This is a genomic window from Natronincola peptidivorans (genome assembly GCF_900111615.1).
GTDB classification, from domain to species: Bacteria; Bacillota; Clostridia; order Peptostreptococcales; family Natronincolaceae; genus Natronincola_A; species Natronincola_A peptidivorans.
In genome coordinates this window covers 55,515-78,001 of sequence record NZ_FOHU01000011.1, presented here as the reverse complement: position 1 = coordinate 78,001, position 22,487 = coordinate 55,515, and the positions used below count along the sequence as shown (strand labels likewise).

The 22,487-nt window shown below is 36.7% G+C and carries 28 protein-coding genes; 22 read left to right on the top strand and 6 right to left on the bottom strand.

Annotation, left to right across the window (positions count from 1 at the left end):
- Positions 1–41: 41 nt before the first annotated feature.
- From BMX10_RS12100 to BMX10_RS12025, 17 genes are all read left to right on the top strand, one after another.
- Positions 42–1,328 (top strand): DEAD/DEAH box helicase, encoded by a 1,287-nt coding sequence (locus BMX10_RS12100; RefSeq protein WP_330387905.1) that lies wholly within the window; start codon positions 42–44, stop codon positions 1,326–1,328.
- Positions 1,321–1,557, top strand: coding sequence for a hypothetical protein (locus tag BMX10_RS12095; protein ID WP_090444479.1), 237 nt, complete (start codon positions 1,321–1,323; stop codon positions 1,555–1,557). The genes BMX10_RS12100 and BMX10_RS12095 overlap by 8 nt, the downstream gene beginning before the upstream one ends.
- On the top strand, positions 1,508–1,915 hold the full coding sequence (locus BMX10_RS12090; RefSeq protein ID WP_090444476.1) for a gp33 family protein: 408 nt from the start codon (positions 1,508–1,510) through the stop codon (positions 1,913–1,915). Before BMX10_RS12095 ends, BMX10_RS12090 begins: the two co-directional genes overlap by 50 nt.
- Positions 1,916–1,928: 13 nt before the next feature.
- Positions 1,929–2,084 carry a hypothetical protein gene (locus tag BMX10_RS18040; RefSeq protein WP_170834805.1) on the top strand — a complete coding sequence of 52 codons (156 nt, stop codon included), beginning with the start codon at positions 1,929–1,931 and terminating at the stop codon, positions 2,082–2,084.
- A gap of 1 nt (position 2,085) precedes the next feature.
- Positions 2,086–2,838: a hypothetical protein gene (locus tag BMX10_RS12085; protein ID WP_090444473.1), complete on the top strand. Its 753-nt coding sequence runs from the start codon at positions 2,086–2,088 to the stop codon at positions 2,836–2,838.
- 38 nt (positions 2,839–2,876) lie between these two features.
- On the top strand, positions 2,877–5,483 hold the full coding sequence (locus BMX10_RS12080) for a DUF927 domain-containing protein (RefSeq protein WP_244272710.1): 2,607 nt from the start codon (positions 2,877–2,879) through the stop codon (positions 5,481–5,483).
- 287 nt (positions 5,484–5,770) lie between these two features.
- Complete coding sequence (locus BMX10_RS12075; protein WP_139176450.1) at positions 5,771–6,238, top strand: hypothetical protein; 468 nt, start codon at positions 5,771–5,773, stop codon at positions 6,236–6,238.
- A 30-nt stretch (positions 6,239–6,268) separates the two neighbouring features.
- Positions 6,269–6,454: a hypothetical protein gene (locus BMX10_RS12070; protein WP_090444465.1), complete on the top strand. Its 186-nt coding sequence runs from the start codon at positions 6,269–6,271 to the stop codon at positions 6,452–6,454.
- On the top strand, positions 6,454–6,747 hold the full coding sequence (locus BMX10_RS12065; protein ID WP_090444462.1) for a VRR-NUC domain-containing protein: 294 nt from the start codon (positions 6,454–6,456) through the stop codon (positions 6,745–6,747). The genes BMX10_RS12070 and BMX10_RS12065 overlap by 1 nt, the downstream gene beginning before the upstream one ends.
- A gap of 1 nt (position 6,748) precedes the next feature.
- Positions 6,749–6,991, top strand: a complete 243-nt coding sequence (locus tag BMX10_RS12060; protein ID WP_090444459.1) for a helix-turn-helix domain-containing protein — start codon at positions 6,749–6,751, stop codon at positions 6,989–6,991.
- 164 nt (positions 6,992–7,155) lie between these two features.
- Complete coding sequence (locus tag BMX10_RS12055; protein ID WP_090444456.1) at positions 7,156–8,958, top strand: DUF4209 domain-containing protein; 1,803 nt, start codon at positions 7,156–7,158, stop codon at positions 8,956–8,958.
- A 496-nt stretch (positions 8,959–9,454) separates the two neighbouring features.
- Positions 9,455–9,886, top strand: coding sequence for a hypothetical protein (locus BMX10_RS12050; RefSeq protein ID WP_090444453.1), 432 nt, complete (start codon positions 9,455–9,457; stop codon positions 9,884–9,886).
- Positions 9,883–10,323 (top strand): hypothetical protein, encoded by a 441-nt coding sequence (locus BMX10_RS12045; protein ID WP_090444450.1) that lies wholly within the window; start codon positions 9,883–9,885, stop codon positions 10,321–10,323. Before BMX10_RS12050 ends, BMX10_RS12045 begins: the two co-directional genes overlap by 4 nt.
- A 7-nt stretch (positions 10,324–10,330) precedes the next feature.
- Positions 10,331–11,134, top strand: a complete 804-nt coding sequence (locus tag BMX10_RS12040) for a restriction endonuclease (RefSeq protein ID WP_090444447.1) — start codon at positions 10,331–10,333, stop codon at positions 11,132–11,134.
- An 842-nt stretch (positions 11,135–11,976) separates the two neighbouring features.
- Positions 11,977–13,191: a phospholipase D family protein gene (locus tag BMX10_RS12035; protein ID WP_090444444.1), complete on the top strand. Its 1,215-nt coding sequence runs from the start codon at positions 11,977–11,979 to the stop codon at positions 13,189–13,191.
- Positions 13,192–13,452: 261 nt separating this feature from the next.
- Complete coding sequence (locus tag BMX10_RS12030) at positions 13,453–14,838, top strand: DNA adenine methylase (protein ID WP_090444441.1); 1,386 nt, start codon at positions 13,453–13,455, stop codon at positions 14,836–14,838.
- Positions 14,839–14,853: 15 nt separating this feature from the next.
- Positions 14,854–16,038 (top strand): site-specific DNA-methyltransferase, encoded by a 1,185-nt coding sequence (locus BMX10_RS12025; protein ID WP_244272709.1) that lies wholly within the window; start codon positions 14,854–14,856, stop codon positions 16,036–16,038.
- Positions 16,039–16,732: 694 nt separating this feature from the next.
- Here BMX10_RS12025 and BMX10_RS12020 read toward each other — a convergent pair.
- The 6 genes from BMX10_RS12020 to BMX10_RS11995 form a co-directional block, all read right to left on the bottom strand.
- Positions 16,733–17,062: a hypothetical protein gene (locus tag BMX10_RS12020; protein ID WP_090444438.1), complete on the bottom strand. Its 330-nt coding sequence runs from the start codon at positions 17,060–17,062 to the stop codon at positions 16,733–16,735.
- Positions 17,062–17,463, bottom strand: coding sequence for a hypothetical protein (locus BMX10_RS12015; protein ID WP_139176448.1), 402 nt, complete (start codon positions 17,461–17,463; stop codon positions 17,062–17,064). The genes BMX10_RS12020 and BMX10_RS12015 overlap by 1 nt, the downstream gene beginning before the upstream one ends.
- An 83-nt stretch (positions 17,464–17,546) precedes the next feature.
- Entirely contained in the window at positions 17,547–17,768 is a 222-nt protein-coding gene (locus tag BMX10_RS12010) for a DUF2922 domain-containing protein (protein ID WP_090444431.1), read from the bottom strand.
- A gap of 41 nt (positions 17,769–17,809) precedes the next feature.
- A complete protein-coding gene (locus BMX10_RS12005; RefSeq protein WP_090444428.1) occupies positions 17,810–18,034 on the bottom strand; it encodes a DUF1659 domain-containing protein in 225 nt (74 codons plus the stop codon).
- Positions 18,035–18,054: 20 nt separating this feature from the next.
- A complete protein-coding gene (locus tag BMX10_RS12000; protein WP_090444425.1) occupies positions 18,055–18,381 on the bottom strand; it encodes a hypothetical protein in 327 nt (108 codons plus the stop codon).
- Between the two features lie 30 nt (positions 18,382–18,411).
- On the bottom strand, positions 18,412–18,771 hold the full coding sequence (locus tag BMX10_RS11995) for a YcbK family protein (protein ID WP_090444420.1): 360 nt from the start codon (positions 18,769–18,771) through the stop codon (positions 18,412–18,414).
- 151 nt (positions 18,772–18,922) lie between these two features.
- Here BMX10_RS11995 and BMX10_RS11990 point away from each other — a divergent pair, with 151 nt between their 5' ends.
- From BMX10_RS11990 to BMX10_RS18035, 5 genes are all read left to right on the top strand, one after another.
- Positions 18,923–19,177 carry a LexA family protein gene (locus tag BMX10_RS11990; RefSeq protein WP_090444417.1) on the top strand — a complete coding sequence of 85 codons (255 nt, stop codon included), beginning with the start codon at positions 18,923–18,925 and terminating at the stop codon, positions 19,175–19,177.
- Between the two features lie 135 nt (positions 19,178–19,312).
- Positions 19,313–19,555 carry a hypothetical protein gene (locus tag BMX10_RS11985; protein ID WP_090444414.1) on the top strand — a complete coding sequence of 81 codons (243 nt, stop codon included), beginning with the start codon at positions 19,313–19,315 and terminating at the stop codon, positions 19,553–19,555.
- Positions 19,556–20,713: 1,158 nt separating this feature from the next.
- Positions 20,714–21,259: a GGDEF domain-containing protein gene (locus BMX10_RS11980; protein ID WP_170834804.1), complete on the top strand. Its 546-nt coding sequence runs from the start codon at positions 20,714–20,716 to the stop codon at positions 21,257–21,259.
- A gap of 55 nt (positions 21,260–21,314) precedes the next feature.
- Positions 21,315–22,313, top strand: coding sequence for a helix-turn-helix transcriptional regulator (locus BMX10_RS11975; RefSeq protein WP_090444408.1), 999 nt, complete (start codon positions 21,315–21,317; stop codon positions 22,311–22,313).
- A gap of 3 nt (positions 22,314–22,316) precedes the next feature.
- Positions 22,317–22,460 (top strand): hypothetical protein, encoded by a 144-nt coding sequence (locus tag BMX10_RS18035; protein WP_170834803.1) that lies wholly within the window; start codon positions 22,317–22,319, stop codon positions 22,458–22,460.
- Positions 22,461–22,487: the final 27 nt, after the last annotated feature.

The following is a 22,487-nucleotide window of genomic DNA, read 5'->3' as shown; positions in this document are numbered from 1 at the left end:
ACAGCTCATAAAGAAGGCTTCGGCCTCCTCTTTGAAATGGGCTGTGGCTGAGCAAAACCCTAACAGCCATTTCAATTATGGGGCGAATTTACCTAGAGGGGAAGGGGAAAAAAGCATTAGTTATTGCTCCAGCCTCAGTAGTGCCGGTATGGCCTAAGGAGCTAAAGGAGTATGGAGCCTTTCCCTATGAAGTAAAGGCCCTAGAGGGAAGCAGTAAAAATAGAGTAAAGACCTTAAAGAGCTTTAAAGAAAAGGATGTGCTGCAAATAGCAATCATCAATTATGAAGGCAGCTGGCGGATTCTAGAGGAGCTGCTGCAGTGGGGTCCGGATATCATCATTGCTGATGAAAGCCAAAGGATTAAATCACCAGCAGCCAAGCAGTCCAAAGCCCTCCATCGCCTGGGGGATGCAGGAAAATACAAGCTGATTTTATCAGGAACCCCGGTACAAAATGCCCCGCTGGACCTTTGGAGTCAGTATCGATTTATAGATAAAAGCATCTTTGGAACAAGCTATTATGCCTTTAAGGCCCGGCATGCCATCATGGGAGGCTATGGAAAGCATCAGGTGATAGGCTATCGACATATGGAGGATCTCATTAGAAAGGCCCATAGCATTGCCCTCCGGGTAACAAAGGAGGAGGCCTTGGACCTGCCGGAGACCACCGATGAAATCAGGTACTATCAGCTGGAGCCAAAGGCAGAAAGCCTCTATAAAAAGCTAGTAAAGGACAGCTACATTCAGCTGGAAAAGGGGGAAATTACCGCCCAAAATGTCCTAACCAGACTGCTAAGGCTGAGCCAGCTGACGGGAGGCTATATCCACACCGACGATGGCAAAGTCAAGGAGATATCCATTGCCAAGCTGGAGGTCCTAAAGGAAATTGTGGAGGACCTGATGGCTGAAGGGAAAAAGCTGGTGATCTTTGCACGATTTCTGCCGGAGATCAAAGCCATAGGAAAAATGCTGGAGAAGATGGAGCTTGAATATAGCTGCATCACTGGAGCAGTAAAGGACAGAGGGGAGGAGGTAAGGCGGTTTCAAGAGGAGGAGACCTGCAGAGTCTTCATCGCCCAGATCCAAACAGCAGGCTTAGGAATCACCCTCCATGCTGCCGATACAGCTGTCTTTTACAGTCTAGATTTTAATTACGCTAACTACGCCCAGGCCAAGGCAAGGATCCATCGAATCGGTCAGAGAAACAGCTGCACCTATATTCATCTGATGGCACCCAAGACGGTGGATGAAAGGATTATGGCAGCTCTGGAGAAAAAGAAAAATATCGCCAAGGAAGTGGTGGACAATTGGAGGGAGTACTTTGAATAAAAGGATTAAGGAAGCCCAAGAGGCACTAGAGCAAGCCTGGCAAAATTTCAACTATGCTGAGGAAGCCTACCGGGATACAGCCATAGTACAAGTGAATCAATGTATGAAGGATTTAGCTAAGCTATTGGAGGCAGAAGGGAAAACAAAAAGCAGGATAGCAAGGGAAGGAGGAGATGAAAATGAAGGACTTATTTCAATTGGCAGACAGCCTAAGGGAGCTAAAGGATAGGAAAAAACAGCTGGAGGAGGAAAAGAAGGAGATTAGCAGCAGGATTGAGGCAATAGAGGAAGGTCTGTCTCAAAGCATGATTCAGGAGGAGCTGGAAAGCTTTAATCGTGGTGGGATGATGTATTACTTAAACACCAAGCTCTATGTCAGTGCCATACCTCAAAGGAAGGAGACACTATTCTCAGCCCTAAGGAAGGAGGGTTATGGAGACTTGGTTTACGAGACAGTGAACGCCAACAGTCTAGCAGCCTTCGTAAGGGAGCAGGTGGAGGAGAATGAGGATCTCCTGCCAACATGGCTGGAGGGCTTGGTCAGTACCTATGAAAAAACTTCTGTAGGGATGCGGAAGGGAAAATAGAGGAGGCATTGGGATGGAGATAGGAAAGCTGATGGAGATATTAGAGGAGCATGGAAAAGAACACAGACTTTATGATTCTGATAATCCAGAGTATTACTTAAGTGAAATCAAATACAGAGAAGAAGAGGACAGGCTTTATATGTATTTTAAAGAAGAGGAGGAGAAATAACATGGCAAAGAAATCAGCAGCAAAAAAAGCTGTAGAAAAGATAGAATTCCAGGCTCCAGTAGTAGAGGAGACAATAAAAGAAGCAATGGCAGAGGATATGGAGGGGCTGGAGATCTTCTTCGATCGAGGAAAGATTCCCTCTGGCGGAGGCTTAGCCTTTGAGATTCCCGGTGAGGATATCGACCAGCCACAGCTGGTACAGCAGCTGGTGGGGGTGATGGTGGATCACCATCCAGTCAATGGCTACTGGCAGGAGAAATACAGCGGAGGGAACAATCCACCGGATTGCTCCAGTATGGATGGCAAAAGGGGAGAAGGTACTCCAGGCGGGGACTGTAAAACCTGTCCCCTCAACCAATTCGGCAGTGACGAAGACGGCAGGGGTAAGGCCTGTAAAAACATGCATAGGATTTATCTCCTAAGAAGTGGTGAAATCCTGCCGATTTTGCTGACTTTGCCCCCTACCAGTCTGAAGAACCTCAGTAACTATATGGCAAAGCGTATCATCACCAAGGGCCATAGATCCTATAGCGTAGTGACAAGGATTACCTTAAAGAAGGCCCAAAGCAGCAGCGGCATCACCTACAGTCAAGCAGAATTTACAGTAGCAGAGGTGCTGGAGAAGGAGACAGCTCAGCAGATGGCAGCTTTTTCAGAGGGAATCAAAGGCATCACGAGACAGGTGAAGGTGATGGATGACTACATCCTAGAAACAGTAGATGATGAGGAGCTTCCCTTTGAAAGGATGGGGTAAAGCCCCAATAGAAAGCAATGGGGAGGCAAGGTAAGGAGATGAATTTGGAGGAGAAGATAGATTATAAGAAATTCTATGAAGGCTATATCAAAAAAGGAAAAATCAGCGGTGAGAATCTGGTGGGGCTATGCCCCTTCCATGATGATACAAAGCCCAGCTTCGGTGCCAATATCAAAACAGGAGTTTACAATTGTCTAGCCTGCGGAGAGAAGGGAAATGCTATTACCTTTATTGCGAAACTCCATGGTGTAGATAACAAAGAGGCCTATAGGCTGTTGTTTAAGGAGGAAGGCCTCTATGAGGAAAAGCATTATGGGAGAGAAGATGTTAGCGGCATAAAGGATAAGTTGCCTAAAAAATCTCATAAAAAAGAAGGCAATAAAGAGGGCCGAGCTACAAAAGCCTCACCCAAGAAAGAAGCACCTAAATATACAGTCAAGGACTACTGCAGAGAAAAGCATCTGCCAGAGGAATTTATAAGATCCCTAGGGATAAGAGACGGCAAAAGAGGCATCACCATCCCCTATAAGAACGAGGAAGGAAAGGTCCTCTCCAACCGGCAGCGATACCACAGGGACAGCCCTACACGATTCTCTTGGGCTAGGGGCAGCAAGGTAAGCCTCTATGGCCTATGGCAGCTAGACAAGGCCAGAAGTGTTGGCAGGGTTCTTCTTATGGAGGGGGAAAGCGACTGTCATACCCTATGGCACCATAACATAGAGGAGGTCCTAGGGGTGCCGGGAGCTGCCACCTTTCATGGGGATTGGGTGGAGATGTTAGAAGGACTGGATGTTTATATCCACCATGAGGGAGATATCGGTGGGGATACCTTTTTCAATAAGATTTGTAAAACTCTAGAGGAGAAGAACTTTCCAGGGAAGGTTTATAAAATCCAATGTATTTCCCTAGGAGTAAAGGACCCTTCAGATCTCCATATCAAAGACCCTGCCAGCTTTCAGGTAAACTGGCAGAGGATTATGTCAGGGGCAGAGGAAATTTCCCTCACCAGCTTACAAGAAGAAAGCCTTATTCCCAATGCCCCAGTTAAGCTGAGACAGCCCACCGGATGGAGAATAGCAGAAGGGGGAATTGAAATGCTCCACACTAAAACAGGGATGCCCTATTTAGTTTGCAGAACCCCCATCTTGATCGCTAGAAGAATCAAGGCCTTAGGGATGGAGGAGGAAAAGGTGGAGATTGCCTTCTATCGTGATAGAAAGTGGCACTTTGTGAGGGAGCAGAGAAGTACCATATTTCAAGCAAGAACCATCATTAAGCTAGCAGATGTAGGTGTTACTGTCACCTCAGAGAATGCCAAGTTTCTCGTAAGATTTCTTGAAAACCTAGAGGCAGAGAATTTTGATATCATCGAAACCCTCCAGTCTGTAAGCCAGCTGGGCTGGCATGGTAAGAATTTTCTACCCGGTAAGGAAGGAGATCTGGTACTGGATGTGGAGCGAAGTGAAAGAAAATGGGTAGAGGCCTACAGTAAAAAAGGAAAGCTAGAGGATTGGATCAAAACCATGAAGCCCTTTAGAAAAAACACCATCTTTCGCTTTATCCTAGCCAACAGCTTTGCAGCCCCCTTATTAAAGCTCCTAAATCATAGGATCTTCTTCGTCCATAACTGGGGAGATTCAAGGGGAGGGAAAACTGCAGCACTGAAGGCTGCCTTAAGTGTATGGGGAAATCCTGATGAGCTGATGACCAGCTTTAATGCCACCAATGTAGGCTTAGAGAGACTGGCAAGCTTTTTTAATGATCTGCCATTAGGGATAGATGAAAGACAGGTGGCGGGAGGAAAGCAGGAGTACATAGAGACTTTGGTCTATATGCTTTCCATGGGCTATAGCAAGGTGAGGGGTACCAAAACAGGAGGATTGCAGAATCAAAGATCCTGGAGAAGTATTGTCCTAACAACAGGAGAAGAACCCTTAACCACCATGGGATCCCAAACCGGTGTCCATACCAGAGCCCTAGAGATCCATGGCAGTCCCTTTGAGGAGGAAGAGGGGGCTAGAAATATGCACAGTATCGTCACCATCAACTATGGAGTGGCAGGTCCCTTCTTTATAGAAAAACTTATGGAGGCCTTTAAGACCCATCAGCTGCAGGAAAGACATAAAGCCATACAGGAGACTCTGATGGGTATCAATGAAAACCATAAAAAGATAGGCAGTCATGTATCTTCTGTCGCTGTGGTGATTTTGGCGGAGGAATTGATTAGTAAATGGTTATTTCATGAAGATGATATCTCTATCGCAATGGGGAATGAGATTTTATCTAACCTAGAAGATATCATCAATACCGATATGGTGGAGAAGGCCTATGAATTTATCCAGGGATGGCTGATATCCAATATAGAGCAATTTCGAGGTAATCCCAAGAGGGAAAGCTATGGAGTGCTGGAGGAAAATCACTTTTACATCTTCCCACAAATCCTACAGGAAGCCCTAGAGAAGCAGGGCTATTCCTATAAAAAAATCCTGCAGGGCTTTGGAGATCGAGGGTATGTTGATGTCACCTATGAAAAATGTGGCAAGAAACGTCAATCTGTGGTAAAGAAAATTGAGGGGAAGGCCTGCAGAATGGTGAGCTTTGACTTATCTGGAATGGAGGATTTAGAGGAAACACCGCCCTTTTGAGGCAGTAACCCTGAAAAGTCAAAGGAGTAACCTTAGTGGTAACGTAAGAATGTAGTATTTTCAAGGGCTAATCTGTACCATTACCACTGTTACCATAGTTACCCTAGTATATAGTATATATATAGGGTGCAAAGTCCCATCCCTACCAACATTACAAAAATAATAGATATATATTTTCTAAAACAAGGGGTAACGGGTAATTGCAAAAAGAGACTAGTAATTGCAAGGGGTACAAGTATAAAAAGTTACCTTACTGTAGGGGTACCCAAGTAAAACTGGAGGAGAAAATGGATAAAAAAGAAAAACTTCAGCAGCTATTAAAGCGTAAAGAAAGGGCTGATGCTCTTCCAGCTCAAGGAAAGCTAAAGTGGAAGGACGAGATTATTAAGCTGGAAAAGGAATTACAGGCCTTAAAGCAGGAGTTGGAGGAAGACATGAAAGTACAACAAGTGCAGCAACTAACAGAAGAAGAGTCTATGATTCTAGACCTGTTGGCTTTAAATAAAACAGCTATACAGTATCTTTATGAGAAATTCATTAATAGCAATAATGACATTATCGAGGAGTTTATTGATGGAATGATAGCAGCCATCTATGATTACCTTCAAACAAAGGATAAGGAGGAGTTAATCAAGGCCAAGACCTTAAATGATGTCCTCCTAGATACTATCTATCAAAATTGCAGGAGTAAAGAGGCAGGGAAATACAAGCAGCTAGGATTCGAGGAAACCAAGGAACAGACCCCTTGGAGATAAAGATGAGAAGAAAATAAAGGAGGATACCAGATGCAGCCATTGATGGAGAATTATTTGGCACTGTATTTATCAATAACAAAGAGATATAGTCCAGATAAGGCCCTACAGGCCATGGGGATTAAACGAACACATGGAAAGGCTAAGGATGAAAAGCTGGAGGGAATAACAGCATACAACAAGGAGACAAGTCATAAGGCAATGGAAGGGGGACATTGATGAAGGAAAAGGTAATCCAAGAGAAGATTATTCAGTATCTAAAACAACTTCCAGAGGCATGGTATTTTAAAACCCATGGAGGTATGTACCAAGCAGCAGGGATCCCTGACATTATCCTGTGCTACAAAGGAAGCTTTATCGCCTTAGAAATAAAGAAGTCTGGTGGAAAGACCACAAAGCTACAGGAGAAGGTATTAAGGGATATTGCTAAAGCAGGAGGTACCGCAGCTGTAGTCTATGGCGTAGAAGATGTGAAAAGGGTGATCCAGCAACTCCAAACTGAGGGGTGGTAGAATGGATGATCTAAACTATAACTATATGGCTCTACTGGAAGCTATTCTATCACCACAGGAACTGCTGCCAGACCTGATTTTAAATAAGTACGGATTGCTGCAGCTAACCCCCAAGGAATTAAGAGAACTGGAGGCCATGGAGATGAAAAGACTCTATCAGCAAAAATGGACCTATAGACAGATTGCTAAGAGGTTTGGAATGAGTGATAGTGGAGTTTATCGGAGGATGAAGCGGTTTGGGTAGTATCAGAGATATTATTTTTTTTTCTAATTATTCTAAGGAGGGCAATATACATGTTTTGGAGAAGTAGTTATGCTAAGAAAGAAAAATTAATGATTTACAACAAATATATTTAAGAACATATGTAATAAATTTAAGCCAGATTTAATTTGTATTGGGGTGAGTTTATGAATAGTATTGTAAGTAGCATAATTGAAGAAGCAATCAATAAATCTAAGTCTTATGAATGCTTCAGTTATAAACAAGAATTGATCAAGCTAATCGATGATCTTGATGGAGTACAGAAAAAATGTGTAAGGATTGTAATAGATGTCCTTTCTTTTCACATGAATGAAGATAATCCTAAACAGCCTTTTGAACCTTATGCAGTTCTAGATAATAAACGGAGTGCAGCACTAGAAGACATTTCAGATGAAGATATAGATGTTTTAATTAATATATTACAAAATATTGAAGACTGTGAATTCAAAGCAAGGGTTGCTGATGTGATATGGACAAGGAATAAGGTGTATAAATATGGGCAAGAGGCTATTGATATGTATTTATTATCAGCAAATAGATTAAAAGATTGTAAAAATTGGACTAAGTTTTATAAAAGAGCTAGAAGGGCATTAAAACTAGCATTATTATTTGGTAGAGACAGTGATAAAGTCATTCAAGTTAATGAATTCATCAAAAGAACAATTAAAGAAATTTATGAGAAAGATTCTCTTTTCCTTACAGGTAAGTTAATCGAATTGCTGATTGAGCAAAAAGATACTCAAGGTAATGATTTTATCAGTATTCTTGAGACAAAGATTAGTGATAATATGAAAGTTAATGATTACAGAAAAGCAAGGTATTATATGGATGTAAAGGCTAAGTGGTATAGAAATATAGGACTTGATGATGAATTTCAATCCACTATTAAGGATATCGCTACCTCCTATGAGGAAGAGGTAGAATACCTTATTGAAGCTGGATACGATAACTATATGGTGATAGTTAGACTATTGGAAGACGCAATCAATACTTGTCGAAGAATATCAGGTATGAAAAAGACTATAGATAAGTTATTATTAAAGCTAGAAATATATAAAAAAAAGGTTAGTGAAAATTTAAAGGAGTTCTCTCATACAATGGATATCACTAACATAGTAAATAAAATTGAAAAAAATTTTAGAAATAAGGAAAAAAAATTATGCATAATCAAACTTGCATTTATTCAGTCAATTACATCTAAAGAAAGCCTCAAAAATAGAGTTATTGAACTACAAAGCAAAGCACCATTATCGTACTTAGCAAGTCGCGATATAATAGACAAGGATGGAAGAAGAATTACAAGTATGCCTAACCTATTTGTAGAAGCAGAAGAAGATAGATTGAAAGCTTTGGAAGCACATATGTTAAGAGAGGCTGCAAATAATCATTCGATTTTTTCCAGTATTATGCTTAATAATGCATTAAAAATAATTAGGGAAGAACATGAATTTGATCAAGATGATTTTAGGTTCCTTGTAAGAGACAATATGTTTATTATGGAAGGAAGAGAAGAATTTTTCTTGAAGGGATTATACGAAGGTTTTAAAGGTAATTTTATGACTGCAATCCATTTATTAATGCCACAAATTGAGCATTCATTCAGGGAATTTGCACGTATGTGTGGAGATGTTGTTATAACCTTTGAAGCTGATGGTAAAGAGCAATATAAATCCTTAAATAGTATCTTTGAGTTGCCTAATTTTGTAGAAGCATATGATGAAGACTTGCTATTCGACTTAAAATCACTATTGACAGAGAAATATGGTTCAAATATGAGAAACAAATTTGCACATGGTTTATTATCATATGATGAAGCAAGTTCTTCTCTGGCATTATACGTATGGTGGACGAGCCTAAGATTATGCTGTATGTATTCAAAGGATGTGAATCAATATATTTTCGAGAATTCAGATGAGTTTTATAGAAAACATGAGCAACAAGAAGATTAAGAAATGCATTTTATTTATTGCCAATCAATAGGTAATTGAAATTCAAGCTGAACTAGGAATTATTTTTAGAGAGTGTCAGAATGGCAGAGGTTCAGACTGTTAAATGAAAACAAACAAATAAATAAAGATCTAATTTATCAGGGCCTAAAACCAGCAATCTAGGGATGTTAAAGATTAGTTTTGCTAGACTCTATAGGCCCAAGAGAAGAGGGGTTATTTTATTGGTTATGGAAAGTGATAGCTTTGAAAGCAGTCTTCCCTCTGTAGAGGTGGACACTAGTGGAGGGAAGTATGCAGTAGCTGGCCGCTAGGTTTACGTTAAAGATTTAAAATATATTAGGCAATGAAGAAAAGTTTTAAGTCCAAGGTTGCAAGGACTTAGAACTTTTTTATACTTTATTTAGTTAAATTAAAGTATGATAGCATTTTAAAATAAGAAGGATTTAATTATTTATCGTGGAAGTATATGGTTCATAATGTTTTTGGGAGTGATTTCATGGAATGGATAATTCTATTGTTAATAATAGCAATAATATATACCTTTTATTTAATCTATCGTAAGATTACAACTTCAATAGGAACATATTTCGAGAGAAAAGCCGCTGCTAGGCTTAAAAAAGAACAACTAGTTGAATTAAATAAAAAAATTGTTGGTATTAATAATGAGCTAGAAGAAGATTTAAAGGATATTAAAAGTAAATTGGATAGTATAAAAAGTTCAAAAGACTCTATGTTAGCGGTAATAAAAAACTCAAAACATGAGCATATAAATATATGTCCTAAATGTAGCTTTACTACTAAGGTAGATAAAGCTCGCGACAATTCCTATATACTAAAGTGTAGTAAGTGTGGTTACTCCATAACATTTAAAAAGAGGGTAGAGAGTATTTTATCTATGAGGGTAACAACAAAGGAGGAGAAAATATGAATGAATTTAACTACTATACTGAAAAAAATAGGCTGGATGGACAGATTCAAGAACTAGAAGCTTTGAAAAAAGAAATATATATTCTACATGAAGAAATCCAACAAAATAACAATAATACAAAAGAAATGGTAAGCAAAATTGTAGAAGATGAGAAAAAGAATTTACAAGAGGCTATTAATAGTTTTGAAAATGATAAGAAAAAAACGGATGAAAAGATAAAAAATGAAAAAAAGTTATTAATGGAAAAACAACAAGCTTTTGATATTTTATATAAAGAAAAGACTATTGGATTTCCATGGTTAGCAAAAGCGTATAGTGAGTATATCGAAATAATTGATACAACCAAAGAAGAAATACTAAAGACTAAAAGAAGACCTGCTATAAAAGCAGCTGAACTAGTAAGAGAAATAAAAGCTGAAAAAAAAAACGTTAGCTAACGAAAATATGATACTACAATATATTGTGGAGTACTACGAAAGCTTATTTCCTGATCTAGAAAAATTTAAGGATGAAGGGATACAAGAAGAACTTAACACAATTAGAAAAACAGGATTTCATTTAGAAGAGGATGATGGAGATAATACAAGTAAGTGGCTTTCACAGGAAGAGTACAGTAGGCTTTCATCAATTGAAAGGTACCAGCTAGCATTAGATAGATATAAAGCCAGGCATAAGAGCAACTGGGCCATAGGAAGAGATTATGAGAGATATATAGGTTATTTATATGAAAAAGAAGGTTATAAAGTAACGTTCCATGGGATTGCAAAAGGGTTAGAAGACCTGGGAATTGATTTGATTTGTTCTAAAAAAGGGAAAACAGAGCTAATTCAATGTAAGTATTGGGCTGAAAGAAAAACTATACATGAGAAACATATTAATCAATTGTATGGAACAACTGTTAAATATTATATAGATAAAAATCATAATGAAGGATTATATACTTTTAATGATGCTTTAAAATCAGGTGATATCGTTCCTAGATTCATTACCTCTACAACTTTGAGCGAAAAAGCTAAAGTTTTTGCTAACACATTAGGTGTGGTCGTAGATGAAAACATAAAACTTGAGGAATATCCTTTAATCAAATGTAATATTAATCACGAAACTGGAGAAAAAATATATCATCTACCATTTGACCAGCAATATGATAAAGCTATGATCATTAATGAAGGAGAGTACTATGTAGATACAGTGAAAGAAGCTGAAGATCTAGGTTTTCGTAGAGCACTGAGATGGATACAAGATTAAAATAATTATTAGCAATTGTGAGGTTGCTTGTGAGACAAGTGGCATAGAAATTAATTCTAATGACTATATGTAACACTCTTTAAAAACACTCTAAAGCCAGCAATCTATGGAAGTTAGGAAATAGCATTACAGTACACTAGAGGATGGGTGTTTTCTTGCTTATGAAAACTATGAATCAGTAATAACTTTGAAGGCAGTCTACCCTCTGTAGAAGTGGACCTTAGTTAGGGAAGTATGAGGGATAAGGTGTAATAATGAATACCGGACTTCAGAGAACTACTTCGAAAATCCCAAAAATATTGCTGTAATAAAAACCCCCAAAGCTCCACTTCGACACCCCTCAACTATTACTGAAATTATGTACATTTAGGGAAAGTGGAATAAGGATAGGATTGACCTAAGAGATAGACCTTTTATGGATCCTATCTCTATGGAACAGTAGTTGGGGGACGAGACCCGAAAAACTTACCTTGTCTGGGACAGTCTGCCGATGCTGCTAGAGAGGCAATCTGTCCCAGTAAAGAGTTGGAAGAAGAGCATTAGCGATTAGGATGGTTAAAAGATTCAACCAAGATAATTAATAAAGTACTAAGCGAATACCCAAAACTGAAAATAATATCAACTGGTTTACAAAGTGGAAGTATATGAAAGTAAAATTACACATGTAAGTTGCTGTATTTTAGTACAATATTTAGTCAAAATATATCATTTCATAGAAGCAACTTAAGTTTTAAAAATTATTAACTAAAAGTCAAATGGTCTGGTTTTGTTGACATGATTTTCTATTTAAGATAAGATAAGATTATAATTCTCTCTATATAAATAGAAATGGGGGTTTTTAAATGTTCTATATTCAAGATGGTCGATTTAGTGGATCTTTAACGACACATGAAGCAATCTTAACAGCAGCAACTAGTACACAAAACATGCTTGATTATGGTGCTGGAGTATTCGCTTTTGCCACCTCTGGTGGTACTTCTTTAATATTTGAAGACCAAGTTATTAGAGATTTTTTATCGAATAATCCTTTTACTTTAATTGTAGGTATAGACGATATTACAAATACAAATACACTTAATAAGTTACGAGAGTTAAGAGATTTATATCAGCCTAATTTAGAAGTAAAAGTTTTCTGTGATAATGATTCAGGTTCATTATTCCACCCTAAATTTATATGGTTTAAGGTTGATGGAGAGCTGAGGCTGATAGTTGGTTCTGGCAATTTAACAGAGAAAGGTTTAAGACGTAATAAAGAAGCATTTACAATAAATAATCTTACAAATGATGAGTTAAATGATTTTGAAGAATATTGGAATTTATGGGTTAGCCAAAACAATGATAAACTACGTGACTTAGACGATGAAGAGGTTATAAGAAGAGCAGCTCGAAATGCAACTAGATTTGCTAGAGGCCGTAGGTTGGAGCTGGAATTAGAAATGGAAGAGGAAGAAGATACTCCTTGTGAAGTACGAAATGAGCCATTAATAACAGAACCAGTCAATGATGAAGTGATTCCAATTGAAGTGGTGGATACAGATACTCCATTTGTCCCAGAAATTTTAGATGCTGAAGACTATGGGGCCTGGACAATAGAAGATAACCTAGAAGTACTTATAGCTGAGATCCCTAATAGTGGAAATAGATGGAAACAAGCTAATTTCAATCGTGCTGTGTTTGAAGGATTCTTTGGGGGAATAGCGGGAGTTAATGAAGAAAGACGGATCTTACTAAGAAATGTAAGTATAACAGGAATACTAGAAGAATTAGAGGTTAGGCCTACGGTATCAGTAAGAAGTCAAAACTATAGAGTTGAGTTGGCTGCAGCAAGCGGTATAGAGTATCCGGAAGGTGATAATAGACCTATAGGAATTTTCATAAAAGTAGCTACTCGTTCTTTTATTTATTCACTTATTATGCCTGATCATGACATTTATAATGAAGTTATAGTCTACTTAAATAATTATCAACCAAGGGTGGGAATTAGAATGAGACGGTATTTAACGGATGTTGAAGACCTTAGAGAAAACTGTCCAAATTTGAACTTTTGGTTAATTTAACATATTGGAAGTACTGAATAACCATCTCGTTGATACTGAGGTGGCTATTTTCTTTGTATTAATTAAAGAAAAATATGTACTAAGAACATAAGTTCTTGTATAATAGATTATAGAAGAACATTTAACAAAAAATATAATGGTTAAATACAAAAGGCTGTTTACTCTCTATCAACGTTAGCTTTTACGGTGTAATTAGTATAATACTGTAGATAGGTTGTAAATGTTTGGTTACTCTTTTGAAAAAAGTTAGGAGATTTATATATGGGAAATATAAAAAAAGGTGAGCAACTAACCCTTTTAAAAGCAGTAGTAGACTCTAATTCTGAGTCATTTAGACCTATACATTATTTGGGAAGTAAATTGAGGATTCTTGAGTTTATAGGAAAAGTTATTGATGATATAGATCCTACGAATAGTAGAGTTTGTGACCTCTTCTCAGGGTCAGGGACTGTTTCTCAATTTTTATCAAAGAACCGTCCTGTTACGGCAATTGATATACAAGAATATTCCAGAGTATTAACATCATCAGTGCTTAAACCATTAAGTAGCTACTATTCTGTTGAAAAAGTAGTATCTGAATGTATTAATTCTGAGCACTATAAGAAATTGATGTGGTGTCTAGAACCAATGATTGAATGTGAAGAAAAGTTTATAGAAGAGGCATTACAAGGGAGCCCATTCTTCATTTGCGATTTAGTTGAAAATGGTTCTATAATTAAGTTTGAAGAAGGGTGTTGTGAAGCAGAAACGGTGATGTTAAAAGAAGCTTTAAGTAAATCTGCAGATCGTTTAAAGGAGTCAAATTTTATAATTGGGCCTGAAGCTTTGACTTCACGATATTTTGGCGGTACATATTTTTCTTTCAAACAATCAGTTCAGTTGGATGCTCTACTAGAGTATTCTTTATCTTTAGATATTAATGACAGAGACACCTTTACAGCTGCAATATTAAGTGCTGCTAGTGACATAGTAAACACAGTAGGTAAACAGTTTGCACAACCCTTAAAACCATTTGACTCAGATGGTAAACCGAAAAAAAGTATTGTTAATAAGATTGTAACAGACAGAAAGAATAATGCATTTGAAATTTTCTCCTTAAAACTGGAAAGTTTTCTTGGATTAAGAAAGACTAATTTTGACCATCGTACCTACCGAATGGATTTTTCAGATGCATTAGACAATTTAAGCAAGGATGTAAAAGTTGTATATGCAGATCCTCCATACACTAGATACCATTATAGTCGTTATTATCATGTTTTAGAAACAATCTGTCTAAGAGATAATCCAAAAATATCAAAGACTATAGTAAAGGGGAAAGAAAAGTTTAGTAGAGGTATTTATAGAAACGATAGACACCAATCACCATTCTCCATAAAGACTCAGGCAAAAGAGGCTTTTGATACTTTATTTAAAAAGGTGAGTCAAAATAATTCCTCTCTTGTTCTTTCATACTCTCCATTTGCTGAGGATAGAAAAAGCACACCTAGAATGCAAAGAATAGAGGAATTAGAGTCTCTTGGTAGGCAATATTTCAATAACGTAAAAAGTGTTTCCGTAGGTCAGTTTGCACATAGCAAACTGAATAAAACAGATAAGAATTTTGAAACTAATTATAGTGCGGAAATCTTAATTGTTTGTAAAAAATAAATTTATTGAAAGAAGGTGATTATTATTAAAAAATTTAAATTTTTAGAGGAATTTTCATATGGTGTAAAAGATACCGACAACATGATAATACATGGAGATAATAAAAAAGTTTTAGATCAATTATCTAAAAGCCATTTAGGTTTGGTCAAGTGTATATATATTGATCCACCATATAATAATAGTGAAAAATATACCCATTATAAGGATGATATGGGACATGATAGATGGGTAGATTATATTACCAACACACTTAAAAGATTAGAGCCTTTATTAAGTCAAGATGGAAGCATATGGATATCTATAGACGACAATGAAGTTCATTATCTTAAAGTTTTAGCTGATAAAGTTTTTAAAAGAAAGAACTTTTTAACTACTATAATATGGGAACATAGAACTTCGAGAGAAAACAGAAAAGTGTTTTCTAATAATCATGAGTATATCTTAGTTTATGCTAAAAACCCTGACAAATTTAAGGCATCTAGAAACCTTCTTCCAGCAACACCCGAAATACTAAAAAGATATAAGAATCCAGATAATGATCCTAGAGGTCCCTGGCAGTCAGTTTCAGCACATGTACAAGCAGGTCATGCTGTTAAGAGTCAATTTTATGACATTATAGCTCCTAATGGAAAAGTGCACTCTCTTCCTAATGGAAGGTGTTGGGCTTATAATAAGGAACGTATGGATAAAGAAATTAGTGAGAATAATATTTGGTTTGGAAAAGATGGAAATGGTGTTCCTAGAATAAAGAAGTTCTTAGTTGATAAAGAGGTAGGAGTTACACCAGAAACTTTATGGTTAGGTTCAGAAGTAGGCACTACAAATACTGCAAAGAAACATTTATTATCACTATTTCCAGATAAAAAGGTCTTTGATACTCCTAAACCAGAGGAGTTAATAAAAAGAATTTTAGATATCTCAACTAATGAAGGTGATATAGTGTTAGATGCGTATTTAGGTTCTGGTACAACATCAGCTGTAGCCCATAAGATGAACAGGAAATATATAGGAATTGAAAAAGGGGAGCATATATATGATATAGTTGTACCAAGGATGCAGAGAATAATTGATGGTGAAGAATATGGAGGAATAACAAAAGATACTTATTGGAATTGTGGGGGAGGTTATAACCTCTATCAGTTTAAGGGAGTGCAAGAAATTAAACTTAAAGAAGGTAATACCATTTACCAAGTCAGTTAATAATAATTAATCGCAAATAAAATTATAGAGAAAAAAACTAGCAAATTGGATTTCTTCTCTTTTATATTTTCTAAGTAAGAAATAAATACTAAATGACATGCTAAAAAGGTACTTTTATTTATTGTTTACATACTAAGTTGGAATAAATAAACTATCCATTATTTTTAGAAAATATGGAAGTTGATACAATTGGAATTTATTTAATTAAAGAAGCAGTAAGATGTTTTTCAAATAATGGTCCATGGGGACAGGTCCCTCGTCCCACCATAAAATTCATGTGAGTTAGAGGGGTAGGTATTTAAGCTGAGAGTCGGGTTAATATATTCCTATATTTTTGTTGCATATGTTCCTTAAAGCATTTGATTTCCAGTATCGATTCCTCAGGAAGGGCCTCGATATATACCTTTTCTAGTGAAGGCGAAGTCTTCAATGGCTATGAAATATAAGTTGGTTCTTCTTATGAGATAATCGGTGGAAATATTGAAGATATGATTAAAGCTTTGGATCCAAATACAGCACCAAGATATTTAAAATATGTTCCTTTCTGGGCTTAATTTAACTTGCTGCTAACTTGCTGGTAATTTGCAAATTTAAGCTTTTTCAAATTCCAATTCCAAATTAAATATGAAAAATTTAAGGTGACAGATAAAATGAGGATAAAGAATAGCTTCTACTGAATAGCTTTACTTTATCCTTATTTTTTATTTTTTCTCCATAATAGAAATTCCTGTATTAGATCTAATACTTCCTGAAGATTACTATACCTCACAACCACCTCAAAGCTAACCAATCCAAGGGTATAACAAACAGCTGTAAAGGGCCGATAGGACAGCTTGTTCAATAGATACTCTGAGGCACCATATAGCAAAACAGCTACAGCTAGGGAAGAGGTTAGAACCTTCAGGATTAACACCTCAGTGGTCTTTTCTAAAAAGGTATCCACCACATCCTTAGAATATGCCCCTAGAAAGCAAAAGAGATAAATATAAGCAAAGAGGGTGACATCCTCCAATAGATTTGCCATTACTTTTCACCCTCTTTAGAGATTAGGGGAGAAATGGTCTTGTGCTTTTCAGCTTCATATCCTTTGATTGACTCTATACTATAAACAAAGTTTTGCAGGGCAGCCAGGCTGACAAAGGATAATAGCAGGAGAAAGAACTTGATTAATATTTTTTTCTGCTGAAGGGCTTCATTCTTTTCAGCTACTTCTGTCTCTTGATAGATAATTTCCTTCTCTACAGGAGCTAAAGTTAATTCCATTGATTGACCTTCAGCCATGGCGATGTAAGCAAGAGATTTTTCAAAAGTATCCTCAGCAAAATAAGAGGATTTGTAGGATATATAAATATTCCATGAGAGGGCTACAGTAATCATACATAAAATCACTGCGATTCCTTTTGTGATAGGAGTTTTGGTTTTCATTGTTTTTTTCACCTTCCTTTCTTTTATTAGAGGAAAAGACACAATTCCCCCTAGAGGAACCATGTCTTTTCTGTAAAACTACACTATACAGCCTCAATCAGGGTGTCGGTAGTTGTTTCAATGATGTAAGCCGAATGAATCTCATACAACTCCCCAGAGCTAGTGATAACTGCATTTTCATCTATGATGGTTTGCATAACTGATTGTACTTCACTAGCCTCTAGGGTATCCTTAGGATCAGCAATATTTAATGCAACGATCCTATCCCCTGTAGTTTTAAAAAGTAATCTTAATCGTCTATTCAAGCTTGTTCCTCCCTTCTATAAAATTTTGTTTTACCATGATTCTACGATTCTACGATTTGATACTGCTCAATTGCGATAACGGTTTCTGCTTGAAATTTACACAATGTAATCACAGAAGCAGCAATATTATACATAGAGATAAGCGCAGCTGAAGGTTTCATGTTTGCAACTCTTCTGGTAGAATATCTGTGATTTCCTTCAGGGTCTGTTTCTGTAATAAATCGAACAGAAACATGTTTAGTTTCATTCAATTTTGCTACTGGCATAGGTTCACCTCCCTTCAAAATTATAATTCAAACTTTTTCACTACTTTGTCACCTTCAAGTAGCTCTTGGTCATAATCAATAACAAACAAGTCTTCTTGAGGTACTTCTTCCTCCTCCAATACTTCTGTAATTTCCTCTTCTGGTGGGTCCATCATAGATAATTGAAGGGTTTCAAAAGCCACAGAAATTTCCTCATTGGGTCTGAACTTTCGAATAGCTACTAAATTTTCATCATTCAGCTCGATATCACTTAGAATGATGCTGATGGATTGGCTCCAGTTGTCAGAGGATACCTTGTTGCTAATATCAATCTTTTTAATTTTCGCGATCAGCTTGGTAGTGGGCACTGCTTCGCCTCCTTTCCTATCGATTTATTACTATCCACGCCAGTAGGATGGTGCTGTAGTTTTAACGTCTACATGGGTAAAGGTGGGGTAGATGCCAATCCCAGTAAAGCCTAATTCCTCTGCTATCTGGGCAATGGCCTCTGGGGAATAGCCAGGGACTTTGATATCTGCTGCACGACCTAGCATATGCTGACTATTAGGGCTTCCCCCTACCTGTCGATTATGTTCTAATGTACGATAGCCGGAGGTAAGATTCACAGGTCCCCCCACACGATCCCGAAGCTGCTGGAGCTTTTCTAAAAGACGATGATCCAGCTTCACCAGCTGCGTACCTCCTCCACATTGAAACTCCCACAGCTGAAAGTTTTTAGCAATCTGTATTTTGTTCATTACAAGCCTCCTTCTTTGATTTTTCTACATTATATAGGAGGAATTTCAAAAATTCAGTAAAGAGGTAAATAAGGCTTTACAAAGCCCCAAAAATTTCCTATAATATAGACAGAACATATGTTCTAGATGATAAAAACAGGAGGATCTAGAGATGGAAAAACCAAAGGATAAGAAGATGGAGATCCTGCTTTCAATAAGGGATTATATTGAGAAAAGAGGCTATAGTCCCACTGTAAGAGAAATTGGAAAACTAGTGGGCTATAAATCTACCTCTACAGTGCAAGGATATTTGATAGAGATGGAAGTATGGGGAATGATTGAAAGACAGCGAGCTTCTCCTAGAGTTTTGAAGATTACAGAGAAGGGAAGGAGGATGATGAAGGCTCATGATGGGATAGGCATGTAAAAGATTCGGAAGGGTCATAAGAAGAAATAGCTAATATAGGTAAATATCATAAGCTATATTGCAAGTAGTGTAATAAATGTGGGATTTAAATGCGTTATTAGCAGGTGATACACAAAAGATATTGGAGGGTTGATTATGGAGGGTATAGAAGGTAAAATTCTGAAGGCAATGGATGTACATATAAAGGGAAATGTTCAGTGTATGACGATGGAGGAAATAAGAAGGATTGGTGATTTAAAGGATACCTCTATGATGCGGTATATGATAAATCTAATGAACATGCGTTTAATAAGACAAGAAGATGAAACTATTGATAGTTTTACCATCACTAGACGAGGTAGAATTGTAGTCAATGCTACCCCTGAGACTGAAGATTAGGAAATCAACAGACAATTTAGTAGATACAGGCAGCTGCCTTAACCGGCAACCACCTGTATCTTTTATTGTATTCCCGCCGCCCACCCTCAAAACTTCTGGGGTCCACAACCTTTTGTCTCCAGTCATTCATCCAGGAGACAGTTTTTGTTTCACAAAATATGCTCTCCTTCCTTCATTCCTTACAACAAAAGATTGTAGCTTTGGGGGCTTGACCTCCGCTCCCTCCACAGACTGCAGCTGTGCTGCTGAGATGGTGTAGAGGAGAGACTGAGATCATATGGCTTGTTATTACCATACGTCCATAAAAGCCATACTTTCTATCAAGGTGTATCGGCAACCAGGGGAGCTGCAGACTGTTCCAGTCGCTGGGTCTATCTTTGGGGCCTTCTGCTACCGCCACCGCCACAGACTGTAGCAGCTAGGGTGAGAAAATAGGGGAGGGCTACAGACTGTTCTGGTGGCTGGGTAGGAATATGAAGGCTTTTGTTAGAGAGAGTCTTTGCAAGTCAGTCTCCACAGACTGTCTTTCTATGGAGAAGTTCAAGAAGACAGACAGACTGCTGCGATAATAGGGCCACCTTTAGGGTCTTCATCCCCCAACTAACGCTCCATAGAGGTAGGAGCTATCTAGAGTATGTTTTTATAGAAACTCCTACCACTATTCCACTTTCCCTAAATGTCTTGTTTAGTAAACAGTTTTGCAAACTGACGCTCCGCTTTCCCTAAACGTACATTTAGTGAATAGTTGGGGAGGTTGGTAGTAGAACTTTGGGGTTTATAGATGAAGTCAAGTGCTAGGATTTTTGGTTAGAGGGGGCAAGTATACAATTTCTTCAGGAGGCATGTTATTTCCTATTCTTATAATTGCCTCCTAATTTGGTGTTTTGAAAGATTACATGGGAATGTGTTTTAAAGATTATGCTTTTAAATAGGTTGTATAAAGATTAAAAAGAAAAATAGATATAATCGATTCTAAAAAACTAGTTAGCTCTAATAGATAGAGAAAAATAAAGAAATTTGAAATAAAAATTGAATATAAAATGCAAGTAGACAAAATATGTCCATGGAAATATATAAAATATAAGTTATAGACAAAAGAATAGGAAAAATTGAGGTGATATAAATATGACAAGAGAGTGCAGGAAAGAGGATTGCAAATTGTTAAAAGAAAAAGATAAAGAAATTATCCGGTTAAAAAAAGAAATAATTGTATGGAAAAAGCAAGCTTCTTTAGATTATCTGACAGGTGTTTTGAATAAAAGAGAAGGGATGAGGAGATTGAAGGAAGCAATGAAAAAGGCCTTAGATAACCACCAAATTATTACAACTGCTTTTATTGATATTGATAGATTAAAAAAGGCAAATGATAAATTCGGACATTTTATTGGAGATCAGCTGCTAATAGACGTTAGCAATATCCTAAAAAGCAGTATTAGGAAAGAGGATTTTATTTTTAGATTTGGAGGAGATGAGTTTGTAATGATATTTTCTAACACAAAAAGGCTGCAAGCGAAAGAAATTTGGGAAAGAATCTATAAGAGGGTAGAAGATTATAATATCCAGAAAAATTTACCTTGTAATATTAGCTTAAGTATAGGTTTTTATGAATATAGGCCTAGCGAAAAGTTTACAGCAGATAAATTAGTGGAATTAGCAGATTTTGAAATGTATAGAGAAAAACATCAAAAATGGAAGGAAATTTAGAATTACTGTCGAAATTTTACAGTATAGGAAAAAAGAACTATAAAGAGGTGTTTATATGCCTACTAAAGCAAATAAGTCAGAAGGCTTGTTAGAAATCTATCATAGATTACTAAATGGCGATGTAGTAAAAAAGGGGGAAACGGCTGATGAGTTAGGGGTAAATCCCAAAACTATCAGTAGGTATGTAGCAGATATTAATGCTTATTTAAGTAATACCGGAAAACTTGAGCATATAAGATATAGTCGCAAAGAAAAAGGCTATGTCTTAGAATCTGACGAAGAAGAGATTTTAAATTCAAAGGAAATTTTAACTATAAGTAAAATTTTATTAGAAAGTAGAGGGTTATCTAAAAGAGAGCTTGATACGATACTAAGAAAGCTATTAGACAATTGCTGTACTAGAGATAAGGCTTATATCAAAAAACTTGTAATAAATGAAATGGAAAATTATGTTGAACCTAAGCATGGAGAAAATTTAATAGATAAAATCTGGAGTATTAGTGAGGCAATTAATTGTCAGCGAATGATTGAAATTAGATATACAAAATTGGGAGAAAATGGAAAAATAATAAGTGAGCCAATTGATAGGAAATTACAACCAGAAGCTATTCTTTTTTCGGAGTATTACTTTTATCTCATAGCTTTCATGAAGGATAAGCCCTTTAAATACCCAACTATCTATAGATTGGATAGGATAAAAGACTATAAAGTTTTGAAGGAAGGTTTTAAAATAAATTATAAAGATAGGTTTAAAGAAGGAGAATTTAGAAATCTGGTACAATTTATGCAACCAGGTGAATTACAAACCATTAAATTTGTCTTTAGAGGAAAATCTATTGAGGCAGTATTAGATAGACTGCCGAATGCTGAAATCATTAAACAAAAAGAAGCGGAGTATCTAGTAAAAACTGAAGTGTTTGGTCAGGGTATTAAGATGTGGTTATTGAGTCAAGGGAAGGACATTAAGATTATAGAACCAAGAAATTTTATAGAAGATATGGAAGATATAGCAGATAAATTGTTAAAGCAGTACAAACATAATAAGGAGGGATAATTTGTGAATGGATTTAGGATGCCTGATGAAAAAATGAATCTAAAAAATACACTTAAACAAATGGCAAGGCTTGTTAAAGAAAAAGAGGAAAAAAAAACCATTAGTAAACTTAAAAAAGATTTGATAGAAAAGTCTAAAAAATATTAAAAAAGTATAGTAGTACAAAATAAAAGT